This window comes from Dactylosporangium sp. CS-033363, from assembly GCF_050942475.1.
GTDB lineage: Bacteria > Actinomycetota > Actinomycetes > Mycobacteriales > Micromonosporaceae > Dactylosporangium.
The window spans coordinates 5,930,707-5,950,033 of record NZ_CP192032.1 but is presented as its reverse complement, the minus strand read 5'-3'; the positions used below and the strand labels follow the sequence as shown (position 1 = coordinate 5,950,033).

Here is a 19,327-nt window from a genome sequence, read left to right as displayed (position 1 = left end):
AAAACGCAAGCCCAGTGGAATACCCAGATCGCCGGCCCGGTTGGGCCGACCGTGACGACATTCGGCATCATCGGGGCAGGCAACATCGGCAGCCAGGTCGCCCGGGCGGTCATCGCGCTCGGGCACGACGTGGTGATCGCGAACTCGCGCGGGCCGGAGACGCTGTCCGCGCTCATCGAGGACCTCAGCCCGTCCGCCCGCGCGGCGACCGCCCAGGAGGCGGGCGCCGCGGGCGACGTGGTGGTCGTGACCGTCCCGTTCGGCAGGTTCCGCGACGTGCCGGTCGAGCCCCTGGCGGGCAAGATCGTGCTCGACACCAACAACTACTACTGGGAGCGCGACGGCCGGTTCGGCGAGCTGGACCGCGGCGAGGCGACCACGTCGGGGCTGCTGCAGGCGCACCTGCCGGAGTCGAAGGTGGTCAAGGCGTTCAACCACATCGGCGCGGCCGACATCACGGCCGGCGGTTCCCCGTCCGGCACGCCCGGCCGGCGCGCGCTGGCGGTGTCCTCCGACTATCCGGAGGCGGCCGCGTTCGCCGCCGACCTGTACGACCGGATCGGGTTCGACACGGTCGACGTGAGTCCGCTGAGCGAGTCCTGGCGGGTCGAGCGGGACCGCCCGGCGTACGTCAGCAAGCAGGACAAGGCCGCCCTCGAGGCGAACCTCGCGCAAGCACCCCGCACGATCTGACGCCGGGCGGCGCGCGACGAATCGCGGCCGTGCGGGTCAACGTTCGCGGTGACCGGATGCGTCTGTTCGGGAGATGGACTTCCACGAGTACGTGTACGCCCGCGGGCCCGCGCTCCTGCGGCTGGCCAGCCTGCTCACCGGGGACCCGCACCGCGCCGAGGATCTCGTGCAGGAGGTGCTGGCCGGGGCGTACGCCAAGTGGGGCCGGATCAGCAGCGCCGACCGGCCCGACGTGTATGTGCGGCGGATGCTCGTCAACGCCAACATCTCGTGGTGGCGGCGGCTCACCAACCGGGAGGTGAGCACCGACCACGTCCCCGACCGGCGGGGCGGTGACGAGCACGAGCAGGCCGTGGCCGACCGGGACCAGATGTGGCGCCTGGTCGGCACCCTGCCGCCGAAGCAGCGCGCGGTGCTCGTGCTGCGGTACTACGAGGACCTCGGCGACGCGGCGATCGCGGAGATCCTGTCCTGCTCGGCGGTGACCGTCCGGACCCATGCCATGCGCGGGCTGGCGACGCTGCGGGCGCACTTCCCGGCCAATGCGACCTCGAGGAGCGCGACGTGATCGACGAGCTGCTGACCGAGACCTTCCGCGAGCGGGCCGAGCACCGGGCCGACCTCGCCGTGCTCGCCGAGCGGGCCGTGGTGCGCGGGCGGCGGAGCATCGTGCGGCGGCGGGTCATCACTGGCGGTACCGCGGCGGTCGTGGCACTTGTTCTTGTCGCCGGGATCGCGCTGAACCGGCCCGGGGCGGCTCCGCCGGTGGCCGTCTCGCCGCTGGAGGCCGTGCCCGGGGTGCCCGGCCTGCCCACGACCGCCGCCGACCGCCTGCCGACCCGGGCCGAGGTGACGGCCGGGGACCCCGACGAACTGTTCTACGCGCTCGATCGCATCCCCCAGGTGTACAGCCTGATCGACGCACGATTCGGCGCCGGCCAGGGCCTGCTGCTGCGGGACGGCGGCGGGGCCGGCGCACAGCTGCAGCTGCTCGACCACCGGGAGCCGATCGAGCCCGCGGACAGCACCGAGGCGCTCAGCGTCGGGCAGTGGCCGGCCACGCTGTACCGGTTCGAGCAGTTCCACCGGATCGTGTGGGAGGTCGGCGACGGGGTGTGGATGCACGTGACGGCCGGCAGCGACGCGCTCGCCGAGGAGTTGGCCGGGCATGTGCGCTTCGACCGGCGTACCCACTGTGCGACCCCGGCCGCGCCCGTCACCCTGCCGGCCGGGTACGCGGTGCAGGACTGCGACGTGGCGCTGCAACTGTCACCCGGGCAGCCGGGGGCCGCCCTGGTCGGCGCGACCGTGGACTACGGCCAGGCGGGCACCGCGCACCGGATCATCCTGATCGTCGCCGGGGAGGACCCAGCGGAGCGGCTGGGCGCCCCGAAGGACCGCCGCGTCGCCGGCCTTCGGGCGGCGCTGGTGCCGGCCGAGGACGGGATGCAGCTGCAACTGGAGGCGGTCGGCGGGCTGAGCGTCAGCCTGACGACCTCCCGCAATGCGACCGAGGCCGAGGTGCTGGACATGGGCGAGGCCGTCCGGTTCACCGCGGATGCCACGGCATCGGACCGCTGGCTGCCGGCGACGCCGTAGGGTGGGCGGCATGCCGCTGCTCCGCCCGCTCGACGCGCTGCCGGGCCGGCCGCGGCGGATCCTCGTCGCCGGCACGTCCGGGTCGGGCAAGACGACCCTCGCCGGCCGGATCGGGGCCGCGCTGGACGTGCCGCACATCGAGATCGACGGGCTGTACCACGGCAGCGGTTGGACCCCGCGGCCCTCGTTCGAGGACGACGTGGACCGGTTCAGCGCCGGGCCGCGGTGGGTGACGGAATGGCAGTACAGCAGCGTCCGGGCCCTGCTCGCCGAGCGGGCCGACCTGCTGGTGTGGCTCGACCTGCCCCGGCACCGGGTCATGCGGCAGGTCGTGCGGCGGACCGTGGACCGCAGCGTCAACCGGCGGCGGCTGTGGAACGGCAACGTGGAGCCGCCGCTCTGGACGATTTTCCACGACCCCGAGCACATCATCCGGTGGGCGTGGACCACCCACGGCACGAGCGCGGCCCGGGTGCGCGACCTCGCCGTACGGCGGCCCGACCTGCCCGTCGTGCGGCTGCGCAGCCGGGCGGAGATCCGCCGGTGGCTGCTCGGGCCGCTCAGCGAGGCGCGCTGACGGCGCTGCCGGGGCGGCCGGTCATCTCGCGGTCGTAGGTCTCCTGGGCGTCGCGCATCGCCTCGGCGTACCGCGGTTCGGCGAGGCGGCGCATGCCCTCCTCGGGGTCGACCTGCTCGACGACGGCGCTGACCCACCAGATGTTGCCGAACGGGTCGCGGACCCGCCCGCCGCGCTGCCCGAACGCCTGCGTGGCCGGCGCGGTGACCACGCGGGCCCCGGCCGCCACGGCCCGCTCGATCGCCGCGTCGGCGTCGGCGACGAAGACCCGCACCAGCGAGGGCATGGCCGGCCAGTCGGGCCGCTGGTCGAAGGCGAGCACGACGGTGTCACCGACCCGGATCTCGGCGTGCCCGATCGTGCCGTCCTGCAGCGGTACCCGCCCCAGCTCGACGCCGCCGAACGCCGCGGTGATGAAGTCCAGCAGCCGCCCGGTGTCCGGGGTGACGATCCAGGGCGCGACGGTCGTGTATCCACTGGGTGCGTAGGTGTCCATGCCGGCAAGGCTACGGCCGGTTGCGGTCAGTTCCTGTCCTCACTCGCAGTTGACGGCGGCGTCGGTGTGGACGCAGGTGTCGACGCCGGGGCCGCCGTCGGCGAAGTCGGCCGCCCCGGCCACGCCGTCGAGGATGTCGTTGCCCGACAGCCCGTACAGCGAGTCCGACCCGTCCCCGCCCGACAGCAGGTTGTCCCCGGCGCTGCCGGTGAGCACGTCGTCGCCGCTGCCGCCGAGGATGCCCTCCACCGACGTGGTGATGGTGTCGCCCTCGCCGGGCTGGCCGTCGTCGGCGGCGTTGTCGATGTCGGCGGTGACCGCGGCGGTGCGGCCCGCGTAGTCGGCGAAGTCGATGCCGGTACCGCCGATCAGGACGTCGGCGCCCAGCCCGCCGTCGAGCCGGTCGTTGCCGCCCTGTCCGTCGAGGATGTCGTCGCCGCCGGTCGTGCACGGGCCGAGCAGGGTGCAGACGCCCTGGCCGCCGATCAGGACGTTGGTGCCGGCGTTGCCGGTCAGCGTGTCGTCGCCGCGGCCGCCGGTCAGGTTCTCCACGTCGGCGTCGATGGTGTCGCCCTCGCCGGGCGCGCCGTCGTCGCCGTTCACCCCGTCGAGGTCGGCGACGACCGCGTCGGCGCGCCCGGCGTAGGTGACGGTGTCGAGCCCCTCGTCGCCGTGCATGACGTCCGCGCCGGTCCCGCCGTTGATCAGGTCGTTGCCCGGACCGCCCTGCAGCGTGTCCGCGCCGCCGAGCCCGGTGATCGTGTCGTTGCCGGTGGCGCCGGGGAGATAGCCGTCGCCGACGATCTGGTTGTTGGCGGCGTTGCCGGTCAGGACGTCGTCGTGGGCGGTGCCGTAGACGCTCTTCACGTCGGCGCCGACGGTGTCGCCCTCGCCCGGCTCGCCGTCGTCGCCCGCCGCGCCGTCGAGGTCGACGTGGACGCCGGCGGCGCGGGTGGGCTCGTTGTACATCGCCGCATCGAGGCCGCCGCCACCGTTGATGGTGTCGGCGCCCGGACCGCCCCAGATGCCGTCGAGCCCGGCACCGCCGTTGATGGTGTCGTTGCCGTCGCCGCCGAGCAGGCTGGTGGTCACCGACTCGTCGACGCTGCCGCCGATCGTGATCGTGTCGTTGCCGTTGCCGGCGTTGACGACGATCGCGGTGATCGGGGCACTCGCGCACCGCACCCTGGTGGCATCCATCGGTACCGCCGAACACCCGGCCCCGGCGGCGATGGCGTAGACGTCGTCGACGTAGGTCCAGCCGCCGGACTCGGTCACCGTGATCGTGTTGGTCTGGTGGGCGGCGGCCAGGTACTGCAGGCGCCACGGATAGTCCATCGCGACCGTGCCGGGCACCGCGGCGTGGGCCGGCCCGGACATGCCGAGCACGGCCCCGCTCGCCGCGACCACCGCCGCCACCGTCATCCTCGCCAGGCGTCCCATGGCAGCACGGTGCCACGGGCCCGAGGCGTGCGGACCACCGGAGTCAGGAACCCGATGCGCCAACCACCGGCGCGCGGGCGACGATCGCCCGCGCGCCGGCCGGCGGGTCAGGAAGCGGTGCAGCTCACCGTCGGCGTCGTGGCGTTGCCGTTCGCGGTGAAGCCGAACTGCGTCGAGGCGCCCGCGCCCAGTGCGCCGTTGTACGGCATGTTCCGCACCGTGACGTTGCCGCCGCTGGTCGTGAGGGTGCCGTTCCAGAGCTGGGTGATCGACTGGCCGCCCGCGAAGGTCCAGGTCACCGTCCACGCGCTGATCGCCGAAGCGCCCGCGGTGACGGTGACGTTGCCCTGGAAGCCGCCCTGCCAGGAGCTCGTCGTCTGGTACGCCGCGCTGCACGCCCCGCCACCGCCGCCGGTCGAGCGGCTCGGCGAAGGCGAGGTGCTCGCGCTGGGGGATCGGGACGCCGACGGCGAGGCGCTCGCGCTGGGCGAACGGGACGCCGACGCCGAGGGGGTCGGGGAGCCGGCCGGCGGGTACGGGGCGCTCGAAGCCAGGCTGTAGGCCAGGGCGGGGACGAAGTTGCCGGCGGCGTAGCTGCAGCCGTCGGCCTCACCGGGCGGCTTGATCCACAGATACCCGTCGATGTTGGCGTCGCCCGTGTTCAGGGTCGGGTAGTTGCCGATGCGCCGGTCGGTGTTGTCGTCGGCGCACCAGTCGCCGGCCGCGCCACCGTTGCGGCTGGTGTCGATGACCTGGCGCTTGCCGCTGATCCCCCGGCTCTGCAGGTACGAGATGATCGACCGGCCGTAGGCCTGCTCGTTGCCCAGCGGCTGGAAGTTCGAGACATTGGTGAAGAATCCATCGGCGTACTGCACGCCGGCCGCCACCAGCCGCGAACCCTGCTCCGACGCGGAGTTCCACGCCGAGTGCCCGCCGTCGAGGTACACCTTCGCGTTGGGGTTGCCCGACTTCAGCGTCTGCACCGCCGTGCTGATCGCCTGCGCCCGCTGTTGGATTTCGGTCGAGCTCAGGCACGTCTGCAGCGCCAGCGCGTCGGTTTCCATGATCACGATGACGGTACGGTTGCCGAGGCCCCTGGCATAACCGCTGATCCATTGTTGGTACTGGTTGAGGTCCGGCGCCCCGCCCGCGCTCGCCCCGCCGCAGTCTCGGTTCGGGATCGCGTAGCTCGTCAGCACCGGCACCTGGTTCACGGCGTTGGCCGCGCCCACGAACGAGGAAACCTCGGACTGAATAGTCGAGATGTTGAAGTTCGCCATCCACCGCGCCTGCGACTGGCTGGCGATCTTGTCCCGGATGACCGGCATGCGCGAGTCGCTCGCGTTCGCGGCGACCCAGCGGACGACCTGCGAGTCAGGGTCGCGGTACAGGGTGCCGGACAGCGTGCCCGCCGCCGCCGACCCGACCACGTACCAGCCGGCGGCGAAGGCGACACCCGCCGCCGCAGCCACGGCGGCCACGACCCGGCGCCGATGACGGCGAATGGACACGGAAACTCCTTCGTCGAACGGGATGGATGGCGCCCATCATCGCCACCGTCCCGCCGAACGGTCCATCACAGCGCCCGGCGCGAGGCCCCGGCCGCGTCGCGCGCGTGAACATGCACGCGGTGTTGACCCTCTCCCCGGGAGAGCTTCTACGGTCGGCGTATGGATCTTTCTCCGGCAATCGCGACCTACCTGACCGCGCACAACGCCCGCGACACCGAGCGGGCGATCGCCTGGTTCACGCCCGACGCCGAGGTGGTCGACGAGGGCCACAGCCACCACGGCACGGACGCCATCCGCGAATGGCTCGGCAGTGCCGCGTCGGAATACACGTACACCACCGAACTGGTCTCGGCCACGCGGCTGGACGACGAGCGGTACGACGTGGTGCAGCACCTCGAGGGCGACTTCCCCGGCGGCGTCGTCGACCTGCACTACCGCTTCACGCTGCGCGGCCCGGCCATCGCCCGGCTGGTCATCGAGCCCTGAGCGGCCAGCCCGCCGATCGACACCCGGCCGGGCGGCAATGCCTGCGGCGTGCGGGCGCGCGCCGGCCGTAGGATGCCGCGCTGTGCATTTCTACGCCACCGTCTTCCTGCCGCCGACGCCCGTTGACGAGGTGACGGCGGCCGTCGGTGCGGCGCTCGCGCCGTACGACCGGACTACACGCGCGGGCCGTACGATCCTGCGGCCACCTGGGACCGCTGGGAGCCGGCCGGCGGCGGGGCGGCGCTGCCGGTGCGGCCGCGGGGTCTGCGGCGGCTGTGGTCCGGCGGCCGGGACGCGCATCTCGCCCGGGCCGCGGCCCAGGCGTTGTCGACGTACGTGTACGTCACGCTCGACGGGGACTGGCTCAGCGAGGCGACCGGGGACCGCGGCGCCGACGTGCACGCCGCGGCGCTGTCGGCCTACATCGACGCCGTCCCGCCCGAGACGGTCCTCGTGAGGGTGCGCTGCCACGCTTGAGTCACTTCCAGTACCACTTCTGGTTGTTCTTGCCGTTGCACGGCCACAGCTTGATGGCGCTGCCCGGTGCGGTCTTCTCGCCGAAGACGTCGGCGCACTTGTTGGATTGTTTGCCCACCAGGTCGTTGGAGCCGTTGAGGCGCCACTGCTGGGCCTGGTTGCCGCTGCACCCGGCGACCTGGATCTGGGTGTAGTCGTCGGTCGAGGCCCAGGCGGCGTCCATGCACAGGGACACGGTGCGGATCGTGCCGTCGCCGAGCTGCTCCCAGTGCTGCACCGCGGAGCCGTCGCAGCGGGCGATCGTCAGGGCGCTGCCGTCCTTGCCGGCGTTCGCGCTCAGGCACAGGCCCGACTGGACGCCGACGATGGCGCGGCCCGGGATGGTGGGGGCGTTCGTGGTGGCCGGCGGCGGCTTCTGGCCCTGGGCGCCGACGGTGGTCGGGGCGGCCTTCGTCGTCGCCGGAGCGCCCGCACCGCCGGTCTTGGCCGGAGGCTTGGCGGCGGTCGGGGTGGCCGACTTGCCCGGGGCGGGTGACGTCGGGACGGCGGTGGTCGCGCTCGGCGACGGCACCGCCTGGGTGACCGCGGCGGGGAAGGCGTACTGCGGCGGCTCGGCCACCTGAGGCCGATCGGCGGGGCGGCTCCACGAAAGCGGTACCGCCACCAGCACCGCCAGCACGGCCAGCCCGCCGGCGGCGATCCACACGCGGCGGTCCGGCAGCAGCCCGCGCGCCGCGGTCGCCGGTTTGCGCGCGTACGCGGCGGCGAAGGTGTCATCGGACTGGGGCACGGTCGCTCCTCACAGAAGGCAGGTCCTCGGGCAGCAGCAGCACGAGGTCGTCGGGGCCGGCGCCGTCGAGCTCGGCGACGCGCTGCGCCTGCCGCTCGGTCAGCTCCTGGAACACCTGGCGGGCGAGGCGGCCGTTGCCGAACCCCTCGCCGCGCTCCAGGGCGTCGAAGTACGCGGACAGGCCGGCCGTGGCGGGCCCGGTGAGCTCGTAGCGGTGCTCGCCGGCCTGGTGCTCGACGATCGCCACCAGCTGGGCGGTGTCGTAGTCGTCGAAGTGCAGGGTGCGGGTGAAGCGGGAGGCGAGGCCCGGGTTGGCGCCGACGAACCGGGCCATCTCGTCGGGGTACCCGGCCACGATGACCACCACGTCGTCGCGGTGGTCCTCCATCATCTTCACCAGCGTCGCGATCGCCTCGTGGCCGAAGTCGTCGCCGAAGCGGGGCACGAGGGAGTACGCCTCGTCGATGAACAGCACGCCGCCGAGGGCCTTGGTGACGGCGGCGGCGGTCTTCGGGCCGGTGTGCCCGACGTACTCGCCGACGAGCGCGGACCGGTCGACCTCGACGAGGTGCCCGCGGCGCAGCAGGCCGAGCGCCTTGAGCAGCCGGCCGTAGAGCCGGGCCACGGTGGTCTTGCCGGTGCCGGGGTTGCCGGCGAAGACGAGGTGGCGGCTCAGCGGCGGCGCGGGCAGCCCGGCCTCCTGGCGCATCCTGACCGTCTGCATGAGCTTCACGAGGGTGTGCACGTCACGCTTCACGCGGTCGAGGCCGACGAGGACGCCGAGCTCGCCGAGCAGGTCGTCGAGGCTCTCCTCGTCCGGGGTCGGAGCATCATGCGGTACAACGGCCGCTTTTTCAGCCAGTGTCGCGCGTTCGCCGACGTGGACCGCGGTGAACCCCGGCTCGGTGATGCGATAGTCGTCGATGGTGGCCGCGGCGTCGTCGGCGACGAAGACCCCGTTCTTGGCCACCCCGTGCACCCGCAGCCCCGACACGACCGGCTTCGCGCCCGTCCACACGACCAGGCCGGAGCCGCCGCCGCCGGTCACCGTGGCGCCGTCGATGCGCACGTCGGCCGCGCTCTGCACGACGATCCCGGCCGCGCCCGCGTCCCGGACGGCGACGTCGGCCAGGGCGACCGCGCCGGTGCCGGTGACCTCGAATCCAACCTTTGTTGGACGTACTACGGTGCAGTTGGTGACGGTCGCCGCCGCGGCCGAGGCGAGCTGCACCCCGATGTCGGCGCCGTCGACGCGGCAGTCCCGTGCGGACAGTCGCGCCTGGCCGGTGGCGTGCACGCCGCTGAGGGCCAGGTCGGACAGGTCGCAGCCGGACAGCTCGACGGCGGCGTCGTCGGCCGCGTGCACGCCGTGCTCGGCGCCGCGCAGCACCCGGCAGCGCTCCAGTCTCAGGACCGCGGTGCCGGCCCCGTGCACCGCGCCGAACGCCGAGCCGACCAGGTGGCAGCCGGTGAGCAGCGCCTTGGCCGCGCCGGTGACGAGCAGCGCGTTGGCGCCGGCGTCGCGGACGGTGCAGTCCTCGGCGACGAGCTCGCCGTCGTCGGCCACGACCAGGCCGCTGGCGCCCGGTCCGGTGATCCGGCACTCCGTCAGCTTCGCCCTTGAAGCGCCATTCACCTGTACCGCGGCAGTCCCCGCCTCGGCGATGCTGCTCTGGTCGGCCAGGGCGGTGGCGGCGTCCTCGAGCAGCAGGCCGGTGCGCCCGGCGCGGTCGATGCGGCAGTCGGTCAGGGCGAGGCGGGCCGTGCCGCGCAGGCGGATTGCGGAGCCCTCGGTGGCGAACAGGCGCAGGCGGGTGGCGGAGAACTGGGCGTCGCCGGACACCACCACGCCGGCCCCGTCGCCGATGCGCACGTCGGTGGCCTCGGCGCGGGCGGGGCCGGCCACGTGCAGGGCGGCGCCCTTGGCCCCTTCGATGGCGCAGTCCTGCAGCAGCAGGGCGGCACCGTCGCGGGCCTCGACGCGGCCGCACTTGATTGACACGTCATGCAATGCGAGACCGCCGCCATCCACTGTGGACACCAGGACCTGCGCCGGACTGGTGCCATGGATCGTGAAGCCGTGCACCACGCAGTCGGCCGTCACCGTCAGCACGGGCTCCGCCCCCGGCGGCGTGAGCTCGACGCTCCCGGTGCCCGCCTCCGGCTGGAGCGTGACCGGCTTGTCCAGGCGCAGCGACTCCGCGTACCGGCCCGGGGCCACGACGACCGTGTCGCCCGGCGCGGCCGCCTTGAGCGCCGTGGCCAGGTCGCGGTGCGCGCCGCGGCGGCCGGGAGCCACGAGATGGACGGTCATGCCCAGCCTCCGGGTTGGTAGTACCACGGGTTGTCGCTGGCCCGGAACGCCTTGAGCAGCTCCGAGGTGACGACCTTCTCGACGACCTTCCACGGCAGCTGGAACCCGAACTCGGCCAGGCCCTGGCGGTGGAACGCCCGCCCGCCCAGGCCGGAGTTGAACAGCGTCTTGCCGATTGTTGTGGTCACCGCGCCGGTCACGCCGGACGCGGCCGCGAGCAGCCCGTCGAACGCCGCCGCCCCGCCCGACAGGTAGATGGTGTCGCCGTTGGCGTTGGTGATGCCGAACACCGAGGCGTTCATCGCGCCGTTGACGAAGCCGGTGAGCCCGGCGACCGGGACGTTGAACGCGAAGTCATAGGTGCCGCCGCGCCAGCGGGTCGCCGTCTCGTTGCCGGCCCACTCGTTGCTCCAGTGCTTGTCGTGGTTGATCGGCTTGCGGAACCAGGACTTGCCGCCGTCGATGTTGCCCAGGCCCGCCTTGAAGTCCGCGGTGCGCTGCAGCGGCCCGAACCGGTTCTCGTGCATCAGCGAGCCGACCGCGCTCTTCACCGCCGAGCCGACCGCCGCGTTCGCGAACGCCTTGAGCGCGTCCTGGCCGTTGAACTGCTTGCCGGCGATGGCGTCGACGATCGCGTTGACGATGAGGTTCGCCGTGAACTCCAGCAGGAACTCCTGCGCGAACTCCAGCGCGATCTTCTGCAGGGCGTGCTGCCAGTACGGTTTGTACAGCGCCTCGTTGAGATTGCCGACGTGCAGCTCGCCGCCCCAGGCCATCCGGTTGCTCTCCCGGATGCGCCGGTTCCAGCCGCGGATCTCCGACGCCCAGCCGCGGTAGTCCAGCTCCCGCCCGGCCAGGTCCATGCCCCGCCCGACGCCCGGCACGTGCACCCAGCCCGCGTCGTCGCGGCCGGCGACGATGTTGCCCAGGTTGTCGTACTGCCGCCACTGCCCGCGCCACGCGTCGGTCTCCAGGAAGCCGACCCCGGGCAGCGGCTTGCGCTCCCGGACCACGGCGCCCATGTCGAACTCTTTCCACACGCCCCGGTCGCCGCCGCGGAACTCGCGAACCCGGGCGATGTCGCCGGCGGGCACCTCCCGGGTCAGCACCGGCCCGGCGGCCGACGGCGTCAGGTCGCGGAAGCGAACCGCGCCCGGTGTCCACTGCGCCTGCCACGCGTTGCCGTTCCACCACTCGCGGGTCGCGCCGCCCGGGGCGGTGACGTTGCCGTGCCTGTCGACCCGCCGCCACTCCCAGGTGTGCCCGCCGGCCGCGTTGTCGACCCGCCACGCGTCCACATAGGACCCGCCGTCGACCATCCGCCGCTCCCGCACGAGCTGGTCGACGCCGTTGATGCGCTGGAAGTCCCGGAAGCTGTCGTCGAACGTGGCGTGCGGGCCGTTGAAGTTGCGGCCCCAGTCGCGGGTACCGGAGTTCGTGCCGTCGTTCCAGGTCCACTTGCGCGTCGTGGCCCCGCCGGTCGCCTGGACGTGCACGTCCGGGCCGCCGCCGGGCGCCATCGCCGGGAAGTCGTCGGAGCGCCCGACGATCTCGCCGTGGATGTTGCGCTGCACCCACGGCCGGTTCGGCGCCTCGAACGCGTCGAGCCGGGACGCCTGCGCCCCGGTGGCGTTGCCGACCGCCGGCGGGCGCTGGAACTCGCGCACCGACCCGTCGGCGAACCCGGCCCGGGCCACCCGCACGTTGCCGGCGTCGATGAACTGGTCCTCCCACACCCGCCCGTCGGCGTGCGCGCCCCGGCCGAAGAACACCCGGGTGCCGCTGAGGTTGCCCGGCCCCTCCGACCACGGCACGTGCGCGCCCGGCGGGGGTGCGTGCAGGTCATGCCCGACGCTGAGCGCGTTGCCGTGTTCCAGTTTCCCTTGGTACCGCACGAAGCGCCCGTCCCGCGCCACGTCGTACACGGCCTCGTTCATCGACACGAACCGGAACCCGTCGGTGCGCACCCCGGCGGCGTCCACCTTCGTCCACGTGAACAGCTGGAACTTCGTGTCGGTGCGCAGGAACTGGTTGCCGTGCGCGCCGAACACCGCGTCCGGCACCCCGGTCACGAACCGGCGTACCCACTGCGGCGGGCGCTGCTCGGACCAGCGGGCGGTCTCCAGGGTGCCGCCGCCGGGCAGGTTCTGCAGCTTCCCGGCGTCCTTGCCGTGCGGCGACTGCGACTTCCACGTGCCGTTCCCGAGGTCGTACTCCTTGTACATCCCGGCGTTGTCCGGTCCGTGCCACTTGCCGAACTGGCGCTGGGCGATGCCGCCGCCCGCCACCGTGTCGGTCCAGCCGCCGTCGAGGTCGAGGGTGCGGGTGCCGTTGCCCAGCGGCGCGCCGTTGGGGTCGAGCCGCGTCCAGGTCCACTGCCCGAGCGCGTCGCGGGTGGCGATGACCTCGCCACCGCCGAGCGACGTGCGGATGGTGTGCTTCGGGGCGCCGGTGTGGCTGATGTCGCGCCACTGGACCGCGGAGTTGTCGAAGCGCCGGATGCCGTGGTCGAGCAGCACCCCGTTCTGGTCGAACTTCGCCCACTGTGGACGCTGCCCGCCGCGCAGGTCGTGGCCGACGGTCCGGAACACGTCGAGGGTCTGGGTGGTGCCGGGCACGACCCGCCGGTTGAACATTTCCGCCTTGGTGTCGGTGAGCAGCTTGATCTGCCCGTTCCCGGCCCCGGTGAGGTCCGCGGAGCCGCGCTGGAAGGGGCCCGGATTCGGTACCGCGGCGCCGCCGTCATGCAACCGCCACGACCCGCCCGGCACGTCGACGACGAACTGCCGGGTGGTCGGCGCGCCGTCGCGGATCACGTTGAACGCCTGCGAGCGGACCGCGCCGTCGGGGGTGTGCACCTTGTACTCGCCGTTGTGCAGCCCGCGCGTGTCGGTGACCCGGAAGTCGTTGTTGCCGAGGCGCTGGACGTTGAGGTGCGGGATCTGCGCCCCGGTCGCGAGGTCCTCGGCGTGCCAGGCCCCGCCGGCGGGCTGGACCAGGTTGTGCTCGACGGCCCCGGTGAGCCCGTCGGCGCGAACTCCGGTGTGGGTGAGCGTGCCGTTGACGTCGAACCGCTCGAAGTGCGCGGCGTTGGTGAGGTCGTCGACCTGGAACCCTCCGCCCGCGTGGGCGTTGGATTGGAAGCCGCCGGGGACCTCCAGGTGTGGCTGCCCGCCGCCGGTCGGGGTGAGGTGGGACCAGCCGGGGTGGTTCTGGATCGGGCGGCCGGTGTGGGTGAGCGTGCCGTTGACGTCGAAGCGTTCGAAATGCCCGGCGTTGTTGAGGTTGTCGACCTGGAATCCACCGGCGTGGGGATTGGCCTGGTAGCCGCCGGGGACCTCCAGGTGCGGCTGGCCGCCGCCGGTGGGTGTGACGTGGGACCAGCCGTTGTGGCCTTGGACTGGCCGGCCGGTGTGGGTGAGGGTGCCGTTGACGTCGAAGCGTTCGAAATGCCCGGCGTTGTTGAGGTTGTCGACCTGGAATCCAGCGGCGTGGGGATTCGCCTGGTAGCCGGCCGGGACTTCGAGGTGGGGCTGGCCACCGGCCTGGTCGACGTGGGACCAGCCGGGGTGGTTCTGGATCGGGCGGCCGGTGTGGGTGAGGGTGCCGTTGACGTCGAAGCGTTCGAAATGCCCGGCGTTGTTGAGGTTGTCGACCTGGAATCCAGCGGCGTGGGGATTCGCCTGGTAGCCGGCGGGGACCTCCAGGTGGGGCTGGCCACCGGCCTGGTCGACGTGGGACCAGCCGGGGTGGTTCTGGATCGGGCGGCCGGTGTGGGTGAGGGTGCCGTTGACGTCGAAGCGTTCGAAATGCCCGGCGTTGTTGAGGTTGTCGACCTGGAATCCAGCGGCGTGGGGATTCGCCTGGTAGCCGGCCGGAACCTCCAGGTGTGGCTGGCCGCCCGCCGGGTCGACATGGGACCAGCCGGGGTGCCCCTGGATCGGGCGGCCGGTCGCGAGCAGATTGCCGGCATCGTCGTACCGGCGGAAATCCCCGGCCGTGCGGAGGTCCGTGATCTGGAAGCCCATGTCGCCGTGGGCCGTGGCCTGGAAGTGCGGGATCGGCGCGTCGAGCGCGTCGACGACCCGGAACGACTCGGTGCCGTGCGTCAGCTGGATCTCGACCCGCAGGTCGGAGGCCGAACCGTCGGCGTTTCGCAGCGGGACGTGCGGGTCGAACGCCTCCGGGACCGGCTTGGAGAACGGCTGGCCGCCGCCGAGCAGCCGGGGCCGGGCCTTGACCGACTCGGCGGTGAGCTCGGCGATGCGCAGGTCCATCGTCACCGGGTCGACGCCCAGGGTCTTCAGGTCCCGCACGATCCGGTCGACCCGGGTGATGGCCGCCGCGTACGTGCGTTCCGCCCGCACCTCGACCGCCGTCGGACCCTTCGACGAGCCGCCGGGGCGGTCCATGAGGTCGTTCCAGGCCTGCTCGATCCGGCCGAGCTCGTGGCGCGCCCGCGTGTACTGCGCCCACGTCTCGATCTTCTTGCTGCGCAGCGGGTCGTCGGCGCCGCCGAACAGCTCGCCGATCCGGTCGCTGTCGCGCCGCCAGGCCGCCTCGAGGCCGCTGCCCGGGAGGCTGACCGCCTTGCCGGGGCTGCCGGCGGCGTGGATGGCGTTGTCGAGCCCGGTCTCGGCCCTGGCCAGGCGCCCGGCCCCGGCGAGCTGGGTCTGCACCAGGCCGACGACGGCGGTCGCGCTGATCGGGTCGAGCGGGCCGGCCCCGGCGTGGACGTCGGCGCCGGCGTTGTGGGCCGGGTTGACGGTCGGCGGCGTACGGTCGACCGTCTTCGGCATCGCCGCCCCGGGCGCGGTGACGACGAGCTCGTCCACCTTCGGCGCCCCGGCCATGTGCGCGGGACTGAAGTCGCCGGTGTGGACCGCGTTGATGGATCCGGTGTGGACGGTCGGGACCGATCCCGTGTGGACGGTCGGCACGTTGCCGGTGTGGATGGTGGGCACGGTGCCCGCGCTGAAGGTCGGCGTGTCGATCGCGTGGATGGCGGCCGGGTGGGACGGCGCCGGGTGGGCGACCGTCTCGATGTGGCCGGCGCCGATGGTGGGCGTGCGCTCGATCGGGTGCAGGTTGACGTGCACCGCCGGCGGCGTGGCCCCGACGTGCGCGGTGATGTCCGTGTGCGCGATGGCGGGCGGCGTCTGGATCGCGCTGACCGGCGTCGGGTTCGCGTGCACGGCCGGCGGCGTCACCGCCACGTGCGCCGCGATGTCGCTGTGCATGATCGCCGGCGGGGTCTGGACCAGGTGCGTGACCGGCGGCGGCGCCGTGGTCGCGATGTGGTTCACCGACGCCGGCGGCGTCACCGCCCCGACGTGCGAGACGGGGGCCGGCGGGGCGATGGACGCGATCGGCGCCACGGGGGCCGGGGGAGCGGTCGACGCGATGCTGGCGACCGGCGGCGGCGTCACGATTGCGTTGACCGCGGGCGCCTCGACGTGCACGGCGGGCGTGTCGAGGTGCCGGCCGATCGTACCGAGGTCCATGGAGACGTGCTGCGCGTTGATGGCCAGGCTGGTGTGGTCGGCGATCCGCGCCCCGGCCCCGTTGAGCGCCGAGGTCGGCATCCCGTTCATGAGATGCAACGCGGGTGGCGTGACGGCGGCCGACCCGATCGCGTCGATGGCGTGCACCGGCGCCGGCGGGACCGCGCCCACGTGCAGCGAGCCGACGTTGCCCAGCGCCGGCGTGTCCAGATGCACGCTCGGCATGGTCACCGCGTGCGCGCCGATCGCGCCGTTGGTCGCGGCGGGCACGTGGACGTTCGGCAGGTCCAGGGCGTGCAGCGTGTTGAGGTGGTTCACGCCGTTGGCCATCGGCGGCATGTGCAGATTGGGCAGGTCGAGCGCGTGGACGGTACTGGAGAAGCCCGTCCCGCCGGCGAGGTGCGCGACGGTCGGGGGCTGGAGGTGTACCGCGGAACTGATGCCCGTGATGTGGTCCACGTTGGTCAGGACAGGATTGACGGCCCGCTCCGCCCACGCCTCGATGCGCACCTTCGAGATCGTGTCCATCGGCGAGAGCAGCAGCGCGTCGAGGTTGCGCACCGCATCGCCGCTGAAGTGCAGCGAGTCGCCGAACGTGGTCGGGATGTGCATCGTCGGCGGGGTGAAGTGCTGCCCGAGGTGCCCGAGGCCGCCGAAGTCCGTGATCTTCGGCAACTGCAGCCGCGGCGGTACCGCCAGATCCCCGGCCCGCATCTCCGCGAACTTGATCGACGGGATGTCGACGCCGCGCTCCGGCAGCACCGGGTGCGGCTTGGGCAGGCCGAAGATGTGCTTGCCGAGCACGCCGCGGTCCCAGACCGCGAGCTTGGTCGCCTGCCAGACGCCCAGGTGCAGTTCGTCGGCCTCGGCCGGCAGGAACAGCCGCAGCCACCGGTTCCCGCCGAACTCGCGGCCCAGGAACGCCCAGGTCGAGCTGCCGATCTTGGCCAGGAAGCTCGGCGTGGCGGCGACGACGTTGCCGATGCCCTTGACGCCGTTGACGACGAACAGGCCGCCCTTGCTCAGGGTGGTCGCCATGAACGACGGCAGGTCCTTGATGCCGGCCTGCACCCACAGCCCGGCGCCCTTCACCCAGCTGCCGCTGAGCGCGACCATGTCGTGCAGGCCCGGGAACAGCACGAACGGGTGGGAGACGATCCCCTTGAAGGTGTTGCCGAAGAACTTGAACACCGCGAACGCGCCGGCCTTGAGCCCGTTCCAGGCCAGCTGCGCCCCGGTCTTGATCAGCTGGAAGATCGGCACCGCGCGGGTCGTCGGCGCGAGGATGCCCAGCGCCGAGAGGAAGAACTCGAGCGCCGAGGCCTTGCCCTGGGCGAAGTCGACCGCCGTCTTGATGAACAGCACCATGTTGACGCCGAGCGCGACCAGGGCGATCGGTCCGCCGAACACGAGTGCGGGCAGGATCAGCGCGATCGCGATCCACTTGAAGATCTCCCAGAACTCCTCGCAGCCGGAGATGGGCTGCTTGATGTGCTCGTACGCCTCGACGATCCTGCTGGATGCGGTACCGGCGGCATCGGACACGGCGGTGCCCGCGTTCTTGGCGGTGTCGGTCAGGCTCTGCCGCGCCGGGTCGTCCTCGGCCATCCCGCGGCCCTGGTTCAGCGCGTTGTCGGCCCGCCACTGCTGATCCCGCAGCGTCGTGTTGTAGGTCGTGAGCGCGGTGACCGACCACTCGAACGCCTCGGCGAGGCTCTGCACGAACCCGCGCAGCCGATCCGAGATCTTCTCCCGCAGCGCGTCGGCGGTCTGCCCCACGAACGCGTTCGGCCCGGCGGTCTCCAGCACCCCGGCGAGCCCGTCGTCCACGTCCCGGGCGACCTGCCCCAGCTCACGGATGGACGCGATGACCTCGTCGATCCGCCCCGGGTCCCCCGGCGTCGGGTCCGATCCGAGGCCGACCTTGTCCCAGTCGGTCGGGCGAGCCACGGCCTCGCCTCCTTCGCATGTGCCCCGGGTTGTCCGGCCTCAGCACGTCCACGATCGAGGCCCCTGTCCGGTTCACCTGCGTCCTGCGTTCACGCGCCGTGACGGAACGCCAGCCCGGCCGCCTCCAGTGCCGCCCGCAGCTGCCGGACGGCGTAGGGCCCGACCCCGTGCAGGGCGAGCAGGTCGGCCTCGGTGAGCCCGGCGACCTGTTCGAGCCGGACCACCCCGTGCGCGGTCAGCGCCCGGTTCGCGGCCGCCCCGATCCGCGGCAGCGGGATGCCCGGCTCCGGCTCGGGCCGCCCGGCGCTCGCCCGCGGATGCCCCTCGTGGTCGAGCACGGCGGCGCCCCGCGGCGAGAGCCGGTACCCGATGTCGAGCGACTCGGTCAGCCCGCGCTCCTTGAGCTTGCGCACATTGATCTTGAACGACGCGGTGTCCCGCCCCACCTGTTCGGCGAGGTCGGGCGCCCGCCGGGCCGGCTGCGCGTCGATGAGCAGCAGCGTCGCCCGGGTCCACGGCCCGGTCGGCGAGGCGTGGTCGAGCCGGTCGAGCCAGGCGACGAGCGTCTCGATCTCCGCCGCGTCCGGCACCGCCTCGCGCAGCGCGAGCCGGGGGTCGTCGCCCGCGTACCGCAGCCCGATCCGGTACACCGGCCGCTCGGCGTGCACCCGGTCCAGCCCTTCCCGGAGCTTTGCGAGGGACCCCGCTCCGGCCCGGCGCGCGTCCTTGGCGGTCAGCGAACTCGGCGCCACCCGGTCGACGGAGGTGATCTCGACGAGCCCGACGGCGGTCCGCATCCGGGTGCCGACCTTGACCCGCGGCCGGTCCCACCGCCGGAACGCCAGGTCGACCTCGCCGGCCCGGATCGCCGCCAACTCCACGGGACGCATCTGCATGCCGCCAGTCCAGCACATGCCACCCGTGCCGCCGTGCGGTATACCGGCAGTGTGTCGAATGTGTTCGTGCAGAGCATGGCCCAGAACTTCGAGCAGGCGCTGCGGCTGATGGAGGCCGGCCTCCACGACTGCCCCGACGAGCTGTGGGAGGTCGACCTGTGGCCGGACGAGGCGCCCACCGCGCCCGCGCCGCACGGGGGACTGCACGGCTCGGCGCCCTGGTTCCTCGGCTATCACGCGCTCAGCACGCTCGACTACGACCTGGCCGGCGAGTTCGAGCCGTGGGCGCCCCCGCCGCCGTTTGACGACAACACCTGGGGCTTTCCCAACCGCGCCTTTTCCAAGCCAGAGCTTCTCCGGTACGTCCAGTGCTGCCGCGACCGCGCGCGCCAGTCCCTCGACGGGCTCACCGAGGAACTGGCGGCTCGGGAACTGCCAAGCTCCCACCGGTACCATGGCATGCTCTTCGGGGTTCTGGTCGGGAGCCTGCCGCTGCACGTCGTGGAGCACGCCGCCCAGATCCGGCAGTTCCTCACCGCCGGCGGGGTCAGGGTGCGGGCCATGCCCGGCGACCGCGGGTACACCGGCTGA

14 protein-coding genes are annotated in these 19,327 nt (G+C 72.9%); 7 read left to right on the top strand and 7 right to left on the bottom strand.

All coding sequences use genetic code 11. The features are described 5' to 3' along the window. The first annotated feature begins 51 nt into the window (after positions 1-51). The 4 genes from ACQPZ4_RS27465 (at position 52) to ACQPZ4_RS27450 (ending at position 2,869) form a co-directional block, all read left to right on the top strand. Entirely contained in the window at positions 52-693 is a 642-nt protein-coding gene (locus ACQPZ4_RS27465) for an NADPH-dependent F420 reductase (RefSeq protein WP_433041135.1), read from the top strand. Positions 694-766: 73 nt separating this feature from the next. Beyond that, positions 767-1,261, top strand: a complete 495-nt coding sequence (locus ACQPZ4_RS27460; protein ID WP_433041132.1) for a SigE family RNA polymerase sigma factor — start codon at positions 767-769, stop codon at positions 1,259-1,261. Continuing rightward, the gene (locus ACQPZ4_RS27455; RefSeq protein ID WP_433041129.1) at positions 1,258-2,292 is read left to right on the top strand and encodes a hypothetical protein; all 1,035 of its coding nucleotides are present in this window, start codon (positions 1,258-1,260) and stop codon (positions 2,290-2,292) included. Before ACQPZ4_RS27460 ends, ACQPZ4_RS27455 begins: the two co-directional genes overlap by 4 nt. A gap of 10 nt (positions 2,293-2,302) precedes the next feature. Further along, on the top strand, positions 2,303-2,869 hold the full coding sequence (locus ACQPZ4_RS27450; protein ID WP_433041126.1) for an AAA family ATPase: 567 nt from the start codon (positions 2,303-2,305) through the stop codon (positions 2,867-2,869). On the opposite strand, the gene ACQPZ4_RS27445 is transcribed toward ACQPZ4_RS27450, so the two are convergent. From ACQPZ4_RS27445 to ACQPZ4_RS27435, 3 genes are all read right to left on the bottom strand, one after another. Further along, a complete protein-coding gene (locus ACQPZ4_RS27445) occupies positions 2,853-3,365 on the bottom strand; it encodes a VOC family protein (protein WP_433041123.1) in 513 nt (170 codons plus the stop codon). The genes ACQPZ4_RS27450 and ACQPZ4_RS27445 overlap by 17 nt on opposite strands. A gap of 39 nt (positions 3,366-3,404) precedes the next feature. Beyond that, entirely contained in the window at positions 3,405-4,808 is a 1,404-nt protein-coding gene (locus tag ACQPZ4_RS27440) for a calcium-binding protein (protein WP_433041120.1), read from the bottom strand. A gap of 107 nt (positions 4,809-4,915) precedes the next feature. After that, positions 4,916-6,319 (bottom strand): glycoside hydrolase family 6 protein, encoded by a 1,404-nt coding sequence (locus ACQPZ4_RS27435; protein WP_433041117.1) that lies wholly within the window; start codon positions 6,317-6,319, stop codon positions 4,916-4,918. Positions 6,320-6,478: 159 nt separating this feature from the next. Between ACQPZ4_RS27435 and ACQPZ4_RS27430 the strand changes: the two genes are divergently transcribed. Both ACQPZ4_RS27430 and ACQPZ4_RS27425 read left to right on the top strand, forming a co-directional pair. Next, positions 6,479-6,805, top strand: a complete 327-nt coding sequence (locus ACQPZ4_RS27430) for a nuclear transport factor 2 family protein (protein ID WP_433041114.1) — start codon at positions 6,479-6,481, stop codon at positions 6,803-6,805. A 249-nt stretch (positions 6,806-7,054) separates the two neighbouring features. Continuing rightward, complete coding sequence (locus ACQPZ4_RS27425; RefSeq protein WP_433041111.1) at positions 7,055-7,282, top strand: hypothetical protein; 228 nt, start codon at positions 7,055-7,057, stop codon at positions 7,280-7,282. Between the two features lies 1 nt (position 7,283). On the opposite strand, the gene ACQPZ4_RS27420 is transcribed toward ACQPZ4_RS27425, so the two are convergent. The 4 genes from ACQPZ4_RS27420 to ACQPZ4_RS27405 all read right to left on the bottom strand — a co-directional run bounded on the left by ACQPZ4_RS27420 (position 7,284) and on the right by ACQPZ4_RS27405 (position 18,736). Then, a complete protein-coding gene (locus tag ACQPZ4_RS27420) occupies positions 7,284-8,072 on the bottom strand; it encodes a ricin-type beta-trefoil lectin domain protein (protein ID WP_433041108.1) in 789 nt (262 codons plus the stop codon). Next, a complete protein-coding gene (locus ACQPZ4_RS27415) occupies positions 8,056-10,386 on the bottom strand; it encodes a right-handed parallel beta-helix repeat-containing protein (RefSeq protein ID WP_433041105.1) in 2,331 nt (776 codons plus the stop codon). The genes ACQPZ4_RS27420 and ACQPZ4_RS27415 overlap by 17 nt, the downstream gene beginning before the upstream one ends. Continuing rightward, on the bottom strand, positions 10,383-17,840 hold the full coding sequence (locus ACQPZ4_RS27410) for a hypothetical protein (protein ID WP_433041103.1): 7,458 nt from the start codon (positions 17,838-17,840) through the stop codon (positions 10,383-10,385). The genes ACQPZ4_RS27415 and ACQPZ4_RS27410 overlap by 4 nt, the downstream gene beginning before the upstream one ends. 89 nt (positions 17,841-17,929) lie before the next feature. After that, positions 17,930-18,736, bottom strand: a complete 807-nt coding sequence (locus ACQPZ4_RS27405) for a hypothetical protein (RefSeq protein WP_433041100.1) — start codon at positions 18,734-18,736, stop codon at positions 17,930-17,932. A gap of 51 nt (positions 18,737-18,787) precedes the next feature. Between ACQPZ4_RS27405 and ACQPZ4_RS27400 the strand changes: the two genes are divergently transcribed. Then, positions 18,788-19,327, top strand: a complete 540-nt coding sequence (locus ACQPZ4_RS27400; protein WP_433041097.1) for a DinB family protein — start codon at positions 18,788-18,790, stop codon at positions 19,325-19,327.

What these genes read in the sequence shown, in the direction of transcription:
- ACQPZ4_RS27460 (WP_433041132.1), top strand. Translation starts at nt 767, where the DNA reads ATGGACTTCCACGAGTACGTGTACGCCCGCGGGCCCGCGCTCCTGCGG.
- ACQPZ4_RS27450 (WP_433041126.1), top strand. Translation starts at nt 2,303, where the DNA reads ATGCCGCTGCTCCGCCCGCTCGACGCGCTGCCGGGCCGGCCGCGGCGG.
- ACQPZ4_RS27445 (WP_433041123.1), bottom strand. Translation starts at nt 3,365, where the DNA reads ATGGACACCTACGCACCCAGTGGATACACGACCGTCGCGCCCTGGATC.
- ACQPZ4_RS27440 (WP_433041120.1), bottom strand. Translation starts at nt 4,808, where the DNA reads ATGGGACGCCTGGCGAGGATGACGGTGGCGGCGGTGGTCGCGGCGAGC.
- ACQPZ4_RS27430 (WP_433041114.1), top strand. Translation starts at nt 6,479, where the DNA reads ATGGATCTTTCTCCGGCAATCGCGACCTACCTGACCGCGCACAACGCC.
- ACQPZ4_RS27415 (WP_433041105.1), bottom strand. Translation starts at nt 10,386, where the DNA reads ATGACCGTCCATCTCGTGGCTCCCGGCCGCCGCGGCGCGCACCGCGAC.
- ACQPZ4_RS27405 (WP_433041100.1), bottom strand. Translation starts at nt 18,736, where the DNA reads ATGCAGATGCGTCCCGTGGAGTTGGCGGCGATCCGGGCCGGCGAGGTC.